The organism is Shewanella aquimarina (genome assembly GCF_023349185.1).
In the GTDB taxonomy this organism is placed as follows: domain Bacteria; phylum Pseudomonadota; class Gammaproteobacteria; order Enterobacterales; family Shewanellaceae; genus Shewanella; species Shewanella aquimarina.
The window spans coordinates 84,723-96,169 of the sequence record NZ_JAKIKY010000003.1 but is presented as its reverse complement, the minus strand read 5'-3'; the positions used below and the strand labels follow the sequence as shown (position 1 = coordinate 96,169).

General features: G+C 52.7%; 10 protein-coding genes and 2 tRNA genes. 4 read left to right on the top strand and 8 right to left on the bottom strand.

What is annotated here, in order from left to right:
• Positions 1-375: 375 nt before the first annotated feature.
• The 4 genes from L2731_RS04625 to dnaQ all read right to left on the bottom strand — a co-directional run bounded on the left by L2731_RS04625 (position 376) and on the right by dnaQ (position 2,757).
• Positions 376-452: transfer RNA gene (locus L2731_RS04625), tRNA-Asp, on the bottom strand.
• Between the two features lie 49 nt (positions 453-501).
• Positions 502-578, bottom strand: a tRNA-Asp gene (locus L2731_RS04620).
• 132 nt (positions 579-710) lie between these two features.
• Positions 711-1,976, bottom strand: coding sequence for a TIGR03503 family protein (locus L2731_RS04615; protein ID WP_249252276.1), 1,266 nt, complete (start codon positions 1,974-1,976; stop codon positions 711-713).
• Between the two features lie 52 nt (positions 1,977-2,028).
• Positions 2,029-2,757, bottom strand: a complete 729-nt coding sequence (dnaQ, locus tag L2731_RS04610) for a DNA polymerase III subunit epsilon (RefSeq protein ID WP_239850663.1) — start codon at positions 2,755-2,757, stop codon at positions 2,029-2,031.
• A gap of 68 nt (positions 2,758-2,825) precedes the next feature.
• On the opposite strand from dnaQ, the gene rnhA reads away from it, so the two are divergent.
• Positions 2,826-3,302, top strand: a complete 477-nt coding sequence (gene rnhA / locus L2731_RS04605; protein ID WP_249252062.1) for a ribonuclease HI — start codon at positions 2,826-2,828, stop codon at positions 3,300-3,302.
• Between the two features lie 14 nt (positions 3,303-3,316).
• Here the strand turns inward: rnhA and L2731_RS04600 are convergent, their stop codons facing one another.
• Entirely contained in the window at positions 3,317-4,039 is a 723-nt protein-coding gene (locus L2731_RS04600; protein WP_249252060.1) for a methyltransferase domain-containing protein, read from the bottom strand.
• 137 nt (positions 4,040-4,176) lie between these two features.
• On the opposite strand from L2731_RS04600, the gene gloB reads away from it, so the two are divergent.
• Both gloB and L2731_RS04590 read left to right on the top strand, forming a co-directional pair.
• Complete coding sequence (gene gloB, locus L2731_RS04595) at positions 4,177-4,956, top strand: hydroxyacylglutathione hydrolase (protein ID WP_249252058.1); 780 nt, start codon at positions 4,177-4,179, stop codon at positions 4,954-4,956.
• Positions 4,957-5,053: 97 nt separating this feature from the next.
• Positions 5,054-6,589, top strand: coding sequence for a LysM peptidoglycan-binding domain-containing protein (locus L2731_RS04590; RefSeq protein ID WP_249252057.1), 1,536 nt, complete (start codon positions 5,054-5,056; stop codon positions 6,587-6,589).
• Positions 6,590-6,761: 172 nt separating this feature from the next.
• Here the strand turns inward: L2731_RS04590 and L2731_RS04585 are convergent, their stop codons facing one another.
• A complete protein-coding gene (locus L2731_RS04585; protein WP_249252056.1) occupies positions 6,762-8,609 on the bottom strand; it encodes an AsmA family protein in 1,848 nt (615 codons plus the stop codon).
• Between the two features lie 36 nt (positions 8,610-8,645).
• Positions 8,646-9,140 (bottom strand): putative 4-hydroxy-4-methyl-2-oxoglutarate aldolase, encoded by a 495-nt coding sequence (locus tag L2731_RS04580; protein WP_249252055.1) that lies wholly within the window; start codon positions 9,138-9,140, stop codon positions 8,646-8,648.
• A 208-nt stretch (positions 9,141-9,348) separates the two neighbouring features.
• On the opposite strand from L2731_RS04580, the gene L2731_RS04575 reads away from it, so the two are divergent.
• Complete coding sequence (locus L2731_RS04575) at positions 9,349-9,672, top strand: hypothetical protein (protein WP_249252054.1); 324 nt, start codon at positions 9,349-9,351, stop codon at positions 9,670-9,672.
• Between the two features lie 26 nt (positions 9,673-9,698).
• On the opposite strand, the gene L2731_RS04570 is transcribed toward L2731_RS04575, so the two are convergent.
• The gene (locus L2731_RS04570; RefSeq protein WP_249252053.1) at positions 9,699-11,345 is read right to left on the bottom strand and encodes a methyl-accepting chemotaxis protein; all 1,647 of its coding nucleotides are present in this window, start codon (positions 11,343-11,345) and stop codon (positions 9,699-9,701) included.
• Positions 11,346-11,447: the final 102 nt, after the last annotated feature.

The following is an 11,447-nucleotide window of genomic DNA, read 5'->3' as shown; positions in this document are numbered from 1 at the left end:
ATAATCAATTAACTCTATGACACCCCATGGTTTGCAAGATAACACTGTCAGCTCAAATGTATAGCGCAAGCAATATGTAAGAATAGCGACAAAAAGACAGTACTGATTAGTTAGCGCGCGATTTGAGAAACAAAAGTCCCGTCATTGCTGACGAGGCTTAGATGGTGTTGGCGCTGGCGGGACTCGAACCCGCGACCCCGATGCGACAGGTCGCCATGCTTTCAACAGAGGTAACCAACTTAACTTAGATACAAGCGTTACAAGTGACAGAAACCACACGAACCCTGCTACGGGCACAACTCATCCTAAATATGGTTCGTACTATAAAAAACACACAAAAAAGCCCCGTCATTGCTGACGAGGCTTCAATGTAGTTGGCGGAGCGGACGGGACTCGAACCCGCGACCCCCGGCGTGACAGGCCGGTATTCTAACCAACTGAACTACCGCTCCTAAACTCGGATAAAACGCCTTGGCATTCCATCAAAATTAGGTACTTGATTGGCGGAGCGGACGGGACTCGAACCCGCGACCCCCGGCGTGACAGGCCGGTATTCTAACCAACTGAACTACCGCTCCACATCAAGTTGCGATGGATAATACTTAGGCCACCTAGTCCCGTCAATAACTTTTTTCCTGAAACAAACTAATCAGTTAAAAATTCGCCAACCAAACGAGAGGATTCAACGAGAACGGCTAGCTTTTATCCGGTTAGGTGGCTTTTTGCTCGCCCTCTTCCGGCATGGTCAGATCGATCTCATCCAGAGTCGGTCCCATCTCCTTGGCCCGCTCCTCTTCTAGACGCGCGGCGGTTACCGCCAGTGCCTGCTTAAGGTTCTGCCGTTTACGCCATACTAGGAGTGCCAGGGTCCCTAAGATCAGCAGCGTTAGATTGACTGTGATTATCCAGAACATGGCATCATCTTTCGCCTTGGCCTCGGCGATGGCCGCCTTCTTGGCCGCAATGGCCGCCAGCTCTTCGGCCGTCGGTGGCGGCTCGGGCGGCGGCACCAGATTAAAGAACTTTTCTGGCAGGGTCAGCAATACCTCGCGCCCAGAGACTGAGGTGGCCGCGGCAATGCCTTTAATGCGATAACTGCCAAACTCAGACACCTGTGGCAGGGTCAGCTGCATTCTTTTATCTGTAATGTTTTGCACCGGCAGCGTCAGCTGCAGACCGGCAGGGCCCACTAACTCAAACTCGAAATGGGTGTTGGCCAGCTGTAGTTGCTCATCATCGACAATGACCTCCACCTGCCAGCGGCCTTTTAATGGATCTTCGGGGGCGATGACAGATAGGGAAACCGGCATGGGCAGCAAAACTATGTCACCGCCAGCCTCGCGACTGAAGATGCTGTTTTTTGCGCTGACCAAGAAACGGTAGTGACCCCAGGGCTGATTGAGGTTGATATCGGCAGTAAAGATGCCATCGTCCGGCGCGCCGTCTAAGCCCTCACCATTGTCCTTATAGCTACCGACAATAAGGGTACCGGCGGCAAAGTTCTCGTCTCCGGGTCTGTGCTCGCTGATAAATTTCGCCGTCCAGTCCACCAGATAATCCAACCCCGGCATGCGCATGCGCTGCTCGTCGCCTAACAGCTTGGCGGTTACCTTGATGCGCTCGCCCTGATAGAGGGGCTGTGGCATGGGGTCGACCTCTATGCCCAGTTTGGACACCTTGTCGATTTTAGAGCCCTTGGCGACTTTACCCAACAATTGCCAAGGCCCCGGCATGGGGGATTTGATGGTGATGATGTCGCCGCTAAGGCCGTCGACCCACTGTACCGACTCGGGATGACGGGAGACATACCACTTGCTACCGTCGGGCTGCACTATGATCACAGGCGCGCTGCCATACTCCCGTTGTACAAACAGAGTCAATTCATCGACCATATGGTCGATTCTGAAACGGTTTTTAAGCTCGCTCGCCTGGGAAGAAGGCACCACCTGGGCGGTGGCATTCAAACAGAGCAGCATTAATCCTGAGGTAAGAATCGCGCGCAGCAGCCAATTTTTCATAAAATGACGTTTATCCTCGCCAAATACATTGTCCTGATTTTTCGACCAAATCTAATCTTTGCTCATGCATACTCAGTTCATCGGCCGTTGCGCCGATCACTTTAAGGTTTGCGCGATTTTGAGCGAGACGTATGATGCCGCCACTCTCCTGCCCCGGCTTTTCATTTGAGAGTTCAAACTTGGTTTGTCCCCCGGTCATGATGAGGTAAACATCGGCCAGGATCTCTGCATCCAACAAAGCCCCGTGGAGTTCACGGCGCGAGTTATCTATGCCGTAACGCTTACACAGGGCGTCGAGGTTGTTCTTCTGACCGGGATGGAGAAACTTGGCGATCTCCAGGGAATCCAGCACCTGACATATGTCTGTCGTCTTGGGCCCCTTTGGCGTAAGTAGCGAAAACTCATGATCCATGAAGCTCACGTCGAAGTTCGCGTTGTGCGCCACTATCTCGGCGCCGTCGATAAACTCGAGGAAGGCGGGAGCGACCTGGGCAAAGGTCGGTTTATCGGCCACAAACTCGTTGGTGATGCCGTGGACGGTGATAGCCTCTTCATCGATCGCCTGCATCGGATTGATATATTCGTGAAAATGGCGGCCGGTCAGCTTACGGTTAATCACTTCGACACAGCCTATCTCGATAATACGATGGCCAAAATAGACGGCACCGGCCCCCTGGTTCATACCCGTGGTTTCGGTATCGAGAATCACTTGGCGCTTAGCATTGGAGATAATATTCATATAATTACACGCTTTTACAAAAAAATATTGGGTATACTGCAGTCCGAATTCGCTATGGTAGCAACTTGATGCACGGACTGAAACAACTGTTAATCTTTACCGATGGTTCTTGCCTGGGCAATCCTGGCCCCGGCGGCTATGGGGTCGTGATGAAATATAGGGCCCATGTGAAAGAACTCAGCGGTGGCTTTGCCCTAACCACTAATAATCGCATGGAGCTTCTGGCTCCCATCGTGGCGCTTGAGGCCCTTAAGGAGCCCTGTGAGATCATTCTCACCAGCGACAGCCAATACATGCGGCAGGGGATCACTCAATGGATCCATGGCTGGAAGAAGCGCGGCTGGCTCACCGCCGCCAAGGAGCCGGTAAAAAACGTCGACCTCTGGCAGCGCCTCGATGCCGCCACTAACCAACACAAGATAGACTGGCGCTGGGTGAAGGGTCACGCGGGCCACATCGAAAATGAGCGCTGCGATACCCTGGCGCGAGAGGCCGCCGAGGCCAACCCGAGCGCGGTCGATACCGGCTATCAACCCAAGGACTAACAGTTAACGGCTGATTACTTAGACCTAAACTGCTTCACCCGCCCCGCCGTCGGCGCAGTCGACCACTTAGGCTGACGCACCTTCTGCCTATCCATGATAGGGGTCAAGGGCGAATCGAGTTTACGGGCCACCAAGATATAGACGCTGCCACTACCTGGTAGCCAGGCCTGCAGCGCATGTTGCCAGATGGAGTCGCCGCGGATCTCACTGAGCAGATGATGGTAGACCAGACGCTCATCGCCCACCACCTGATAACCCAACAGCCCCAGCCAATCCTTCACCCTTGCAGGGGTGAAGAAACGGCCGCTCCAGGGTAATTTTTCCTGGCTGCTGGGCAACATCTTGCCTAAGAAAGCGGGACTCAACGGATTAAAGCCTATGATAAACAGATAGCCACCCGAGATGAGCACCCGGTCGGTTTCCCGTAGCACGCTATAGGGATTGGCCTCAAAATCAAGCAACATGGAGCAGACCACGGCGTCGATCACCCCATTTTGAATCGGCAGACGAGAATACTCCCCCTGCAGACAGCATAGGGCAGACTCACACAGGGAAAACTCCCGGCCGATAGGCAGGTTGGGCTTCTCTAAGGCATGACTAAGGGGCCCCATGCAGAGCATGTGATAGCCAAACACCTTGGGCCACCAGGGCATCAGCTTATCCTCTATGGCCTCTTGCAGCCACAAGCCGTTGGGCAACTCCTGCCAAGTCTGGGGTTTTATCACATTAAAGGACACTGGCCACTCCGCAACTCACTTTTCCGGTTTCCCTAATGATTTGACTATTTTAGTATTAAATCCCTAAAGCGCTATACACGCAATAGCTTTGCTCAGTAAACTAAATCCGTGTCACCCAATCCCAGTAAGAGACGAGTATGCATACTGTTACCCCTATCCCTGCCTTCAACGATAACTATATCTGGCTCATTCATGCAAAAGAGAGCCGAGGCTATTATGTGGTCGATCCCGGTGATGCCTGCGCTGTATTAGACTATCTCCAGCGGCATCAAATTGTGCTCGATGGCATCTTAATTACCCACCACCACAGCGATCACACAGGTGGTATCGCCGAGCTTCAGGCGCAGCACGACCATAAGCTCACCGTATACGGGCCAGATAACGAAAATATCAAGGGGATCAACCATCCTATCTCGGGTCAGACACGAGCGGTTAAGCCCGAAAAACTCGACAGTGAGGCCAAGATATTTCACCTTCCCGGCCACACCCTGGGGCATATCGCCTACCTAATTGATAACCACCTCTTCTGCGGCGATACCCTGTTTAGCGCAGGCTGTGGCCGCCTGTTTGAGGGGACTCCCGCCCAGATGCGACAATCACTACTTACCTTGGCTCAGCTCGATGATGACACCCTAGTCTATCCCGCTCACGAATATACCCAGGCCAACCTGGCCTTTGCCTTGACGGTCGAGGATGACAATGAAGCGCTCATAGCTCACGCCAACATGGTTAAACAGCTTCGAGAACGAAACGAACCGAGTCTCCCAACCAGCATAGCTGTAGAGAAACAGATCAACCCCTTCCTTCGACCCGAGCAACCAAGCATCAAGCAGAACCTGAGTCGTCATTTCGCTCAAGATGTGACAGATAACGACACCAGTTTCACGCTTCTACGTCAATGGAAGGACAACTTCTGATAATTCCTATACAATGGCGCGCTAATTAAGTCCCCGCAGAGCGAGCCTGAGGGTTTTCGCATTCCGAGAGGGACCCAAAAGTAAGGAATTATTGTCGATGCGCTTACCCATTGTCCTGGTTGCAGGGGGACTCTCTCTGCTTGCAGGCTGTCAAAGCTTTACTCAGCCGGAACCGGCCACGCCGACGATCACCACAGCGCCCGTGGTCGTCGAGCCTCAAGTCACAGCCCCTGTCGAGCCTGAACCGATTCAGATCACCGACGTATGGCAACGCATCCGTCTTGGCCTCAGCCTGCCAGTGCCGGATCAAAAACTGGTTAATCAGTACCGTAACTGGTATCTGAAGCATCCTCAGCACCTGGCCAGGGTATCGGAGCGCGCCGAGCCCTTCATGTATCTTATTGTCGAAGAGATTGAGAAGCGTAACCTGCCCATCGAACTGGCACTGCTGCCGATTGTCGAAAGCGCCTTCGATCCCTTCGCCTACTCCCATGGCGCGGCCTCTGGCCTGTGGCAGTTCACCGCCCCCATGGCCAAGCATTTCGGTCTGGAGATGAACTGGTGGTACGACGGTCGCCGCGATGTGCCCGCCGCCACCGTTGCCGCACTAGACATGATGGAGTATCTCTACCAGAAAACCCACAACAACTGGCTGTACGCCATCGCCGCCTATAACACGGGCGAAGGACGGGTGCTCAATGCGGTCAAACGTAATCAGGCCAAGGGGCTGGCAACCGACTTCTGGGCACTGGATCTGCCGCGGGAGACAGAGCGCTACGTGCCTCAACTACTGGCGCTTGCCGATGTGATCGCTAACGCCGATGATTATGGCATCTCCCTCTACCCCATCCCGAACCAACCACAGCTTAAAGTTGTCGATGTGGGCAGCCAGATCGATCTGGCCCTGGCCGCCGACATGGCCGGAATGAAGCTCAATGAACTGCATTCGCTCAACCCAGGCTTTAACCAGTGGGCGACGGCGCCAGAAGGGCCACATCGTCTGGTGGTGCCGCTGGAGCACGCCGAACTGTTTGAAACCAAGTTGGCCGCCAGCGATAAGGACCAACGCCTCAAGTGGCAGCGTTACAAGATAAAGTCCGGCGATAGTCTCGGGCTAATCGCCAAGCGCTTCAATACCACTCCATCGGCCCTTCGCGCGGTGAACGATATCAAGAACAACCGCATCATCGCCGGTAAGCACCTGTTGATCCCTGTATCATCCAAGGATCCGGCTAAATATCTGCTATCGGCCGAGCAGCGCCTGCAGAAGCGTCAGTCAGGCGGTAGCGGCTATAAGCTGACTTACAAGGTAAAATCTGGCGATTCACTCTGGCTGATCGCCAAGCAGCACAAGGTGAGCGTCGCGAAACTGGCCAAGTGGAATGGCATGGCGCCAAAGGATCCCCTCTCTATCGGACAGAAACTGGTGATCTGGCAAAAAGGTAACGGCAAGGCAGTTACCCGCACGGTGAACTACACGGTACGCTCGGGCGACTCCCTGGCAAAGATCGCCAGTAAGTTTAATGTCAGCGTAAACCAATTGGTGAAATGGAACAGCCTTTCGACCAAGAAATACCTGCAACCGGGACAGAAGCTGACCCTGTATGTGGATGTGACCAAGTCTCGGGTTTAATAACACGGTTTTAATCTTACCGATTGATAGAAACTCGCCTCTAATGACGATGTGTGAAAACAAAAAAGCGATGCCTAGGCATCGCTTTTTTATTGTTAGGCCAATCCTATCGTTAAGCCAATCATTGCTGGCTTGGTACTGACCTTTAGGCTCAGCCAATCACAGCCGAGCGTTACAAGCCACCTAGCTTCTTAAACAGCTTATCTTTCAGCTCATCGGTCGCCTTCTCGGTTTCCTTCTTGAGCTTGGCATCAAACAGGGCTGCCGTATCCAGTGAGAACTTAGGCTCGCCTATGGTACCGCCGATGGCAAATGGAATGTCGACGCCATAGAGCACATCTTTCTCCGCACCGCCCTGGCCCTCTAGCGAACCGACAACTGAGGTTTTAAGGGCATAATCGATCGCCTCAGAGAGTAGATTTACATTGCCCTTACCCTGCAGGCGGATCAATGGTGATGCCATGTTGAGATCCGGGTTGGTCACTATCCCCTTAGCCATGGTAAAGCTGCCGGTCAGGCTGGTGAAGTCGGTTTTCTTTTCACCGCTTGAGGCGGCATTTAAATTACCGCCGAGTTTCGCCTTGGCATCGCGCAGCATCTGAGGGATGTTCACCCCGTAAAGCGCGCCATCGGCGACCTCAAACTGCCCCTTGGCGTTGAGATTGCGCTTGATGTTGTCGGGGATCAGGCTGAAGCCTGTTCCTGCCACCTCGAAGTTAGTGGTACCGGCCAGCATGTCGACCTCGGCGGCATCGGTTAACAGAGGGCGCACCTTAATGCCTGAGATCTTCTTGTTAAAGCGATAGCTGGCAACAGGTTTGCGACCATCGAGCTGAACGCTGGCAAGCAACTTGCCCTGATAGAGATCTGCGCTGAGCTGACTAACGTCCAATACCCCATTCTTAAGGGTAAGCTTCATCAACCAGTTTTCTGTCTTGATCTTATCGGCAATCACCGACTTGGCATCGAGATCCAGCTTGAGGTTGACCGCCTTCATGCCGGTAAGATCTGGCTCCTTAGCTGGCCCACTGGCCTTACCTTCAGCCGTCTTATCCTCACCTTTTGCGGCCTCATCTTTTGCCATAAAGGGAGTCACGTCGATATCACCAAAGCTCATGGCAGCCACCACATCGGGCACCTTGCCGCCGTAATTGACCGACAATTTACCTTGAGCCTTAATCTGCTCGATATTCAGGCTTGAGAGCACCAGCGCCATGGTCTTGGCATTATTATCCAGCTCGAGGCCTGTGGTGAGATTAATATTCATCCGCTTGTTGGGAATGGCATCGCCTTCCAGGCTGTTCTCAATCTCAAAATCCTTGATGGCTATTTTGGCCAGGTTGGTATCGACCTTAATCTGACCTTTACCTTGGCTACTTACCTTCATATCGGGTTGCGTCATGGAGAACTTGTAACCCAGATCGGCAAATTGCCCCAGGGCAAACTCGCCTAAGGTTAACGACTCGAGGCTCAGCGCCTGAACCTGGCCTGTCGCCTCGTCATAGAGATTAACCTGAGTGTTAGTGATCGCGATGCCGCCGATATTCAGGCTGCTAAGTTGCACGCTCCCCTGGGCAGCGCCTGATGTATCGCCCTTGCCTTCTGTCTTATCGCTGCCTTTCTCGCTACCTGAGGTCAGGCCGTCCATGCTGCTGCGGCCATTCTTGTAGCTGTCGAAGTTTAGTGTCAGGCCATCTAAGTTAAGCTGAGCTATCTCAACCTCTTTACTCAAAAGCGGTAACAGTGCCACCTCGGCTACTATGCCATCTACCTTGAGCATGGTGTCATGTTTAAAGCCTTTGGGATTCGAGAGGCTGATATCACCAAGGGTGATGCCTATGCTGGGGAAAAAGGTCCAGCTGAGATCTTGATTGATAAACAGATCGCGTCCCGTCTGCTTCTTTACCGCCTCGACAATTTGCGGCTTAAAGTCATTGGGATCGAAGATAAGCGTGAGATAGGCGATCAGTAATATAAAAAGCGAGGCAAATACGATCACTAACCATTTAACAAATTTCATAACAGGTTCCGTCTGGTAAGGGTGAGCAATGGCCCATTAGGCCAATTGCGAGAGATCCAACTGCTCTGACGATACAGCAACGCCATTATCGTCGGCATATAGCATCATACCTGGCTTAATTATAACGCGATCTATCTCTAGCGTAACGTTGACATCGCCAATATCCCGCTTATCCGTCTTGATGGGGGTCGCGCCAAGTGCCTGAATTCCAATGGGCATCTGTGCTAACGCGCCGACATCTCGCACATAGCCATTGATCACTATGCCACTCCAACCATTGTCCACTGCACTCTGGGCAATCATGTCGCCAAGCAGCGCACGACGGTTAGAGCCACCGCCATCCACCACCAGCACCCTGCCTTCACCAGGCTGTGCCAGTAGCTGTTTGACCTTAGAGTTGTCTTCAAAACACTTCACCGTAACCACCTCTCCCCAGAAGATACGCTTCTGGCCAAACTGTCGATAATGGGGAGCCAACAGCGACAGTTGTGTGTCATATTGGTCAAAGAGATCGGGCAGTAAATCTTGCATTGCAGCCTCCCTGCAGGACAAAGAAAAGTTAAGTTACTATAACAAGGCACATATAAAATGAAAATTAGATGAATTTAAATTCAATCGGTTTTAGAATGTGCCTTCGCTAATATAGATTGGCGATTTAATCATCAAGATAATACAACAATATCCTGACTAACAGACCCGTCGATATTAGCCAATATCGACCAAGCAATAGTGGAAAATAATGACAGATCATATCGATTTACATGATGCAATGGCTGCGCTCGACAAATATGGTTACGAGCAAAAAAATAGCAGCGAACTGAGTCAGGCGCGAACCCATGCGCAGATGGATAAATATCTTAGAACATTAGACTTTAACCTACGCAGACTGCTGATCTTGCAAGAAGTCGTGGGCAATTTGGTTGACGAAGAGCAGGCCAACCTCGCCCGTCAGGAAAACATTCAAACCTATAAGACTAAGGTCATAAACCTGTCCCGCGAATATGGCATCTCCTACGACCACGTACTGGAGATCATGCAACAAACGTCGGCGCAAACTAAATAACCTGCCGCTGGGCAGGTTATTTTTCACTACAGCTTAAAGGTCGAGATAAGAGACTCGAGATCCGCCGAACCCGATTTTATCTGCTCACTGGTACTGCCAATCTCTTCACTCTTCTGCTGATTCTCCAGCGATATATCGTTAATACGGGTCACATTCATATTCAGTTCGGCGATCACCGCGCTCTGTTCCTCCGTCGCGGTGGCGATCTGAATATTCATATCTGAGATCTGCCTGATAGAAGACTTGATGGTTTGCAGCGCCTCAACCACCTGACTGGTTTCACCTACCGTCTGCTCCGACTGTGACTTGGCTCTGGCCACCGAGGCGTTGACACTGTCTACCGAGGCGCGAATCGCCTCAATAATGGCATTGATCTCCTGAGTCGACTCCTGGGTTCGGCTCGCCAGGGTACGCACCTCATCGGCCACCACGGCAAAGCCGCGGCCCGCCTCGCCGGCTCTCGCCGCCTCGATAGCGGCATTTAACGCCAACAGATTGGTTTGTTCGGCGATGCCGACAATCACATCCAGGATCTGTCCTATCTTACCTGAGCTTATCTGCAGCGCCTGCGCCTCATCGGCGGTTACCTCTAGCTCATTAGACAGGCCCTTAATCTTGGCCACGGCGCCATCGACCACGGCCACGGTATCGTCGGCCTCACCATCGGCGCTGCCAGCACTGTCGGCCGCGAGCTGGGCATTCGAGGCCACCTCAGACGAGGCCATGGACATCTCGTTGATGGCCGTGGCGACGCTTTGGGTCTCCGCCTGCATGTTGGCCGTCACCGCACTGGCCTGGGCTGAAATATCGGCTAAACCTTCGGCCAGCTCTCGGCTGTGGGTCACAGAGGCACTCACCGAATTCACCAGGGCCTGAATTTTGGCGACAAACTCGTTAAAGCTCGCCGCCACCTGTTTGAGCTCGTCGCGACCCGACTCTTCCAGCCTCAAGGTAAGATCCCCCTCCCCGCGAGCGATATTTTCAAAGGCGGCTATGGTATCGGCCATAGGCGCTGAGATACTGCGGGAAATAGCTCCTAAGATCAGAATCACAGGCAGCCAGACCGCGACGCAGATCAGCAGATACTTGCCGATAAAGGCCTCCATCTCCTCATCAATATCATCGACATAAATGCCCGTCCCCACAATCCAGCCCCAGGGCGGAAACCGCTTAACCACACTCATCTTAGGGCTCGGCGCTGAGGCGTTGGGGCGATTCCACATATATTCGATCAACGCATAATCGCTATTGGCCGTGCCAGTCACCATCTTCTCAAATAGCCTGACACCATTGGGGTCTTTCATCCCCAAAACATTGGTGCCTACCAGCTTCTTGGCAAAGGCATGCTGCACCATGACCCCTTGTCTGTCTATGGTCCAGAAATACTCGTTCCCCTCATACCTCAGGGCATCCAAGGCCACGATAGCACTGCGCTGAGCCTCTTCCGTGCTCATGGTGCCAGCTTGTGCCGCCTCATAGAACTGGCTGATCACCTTCTCACCCACATCGGACAGCGCCGATAACTTGGCCTGTTTCTCCTTAACCAAGACCTCTTCAATGTTAGCCAGCGCAAACACAAACATGATGCCGGTGGCGACGATGGCCAGCAACAACATAAATAGCAAACGGTGGGCAATTTTAAACTTGCGAAGCAGGGCAAATATGGCGTTCATGGCGATCACCTTAAGGCAAGTGACAGAAAATTATGACAACCCCTTAAATCTCGCCCATTCAAAACCTTTTGTCAAAGCCGCTAACTACCTATAAATGCATAC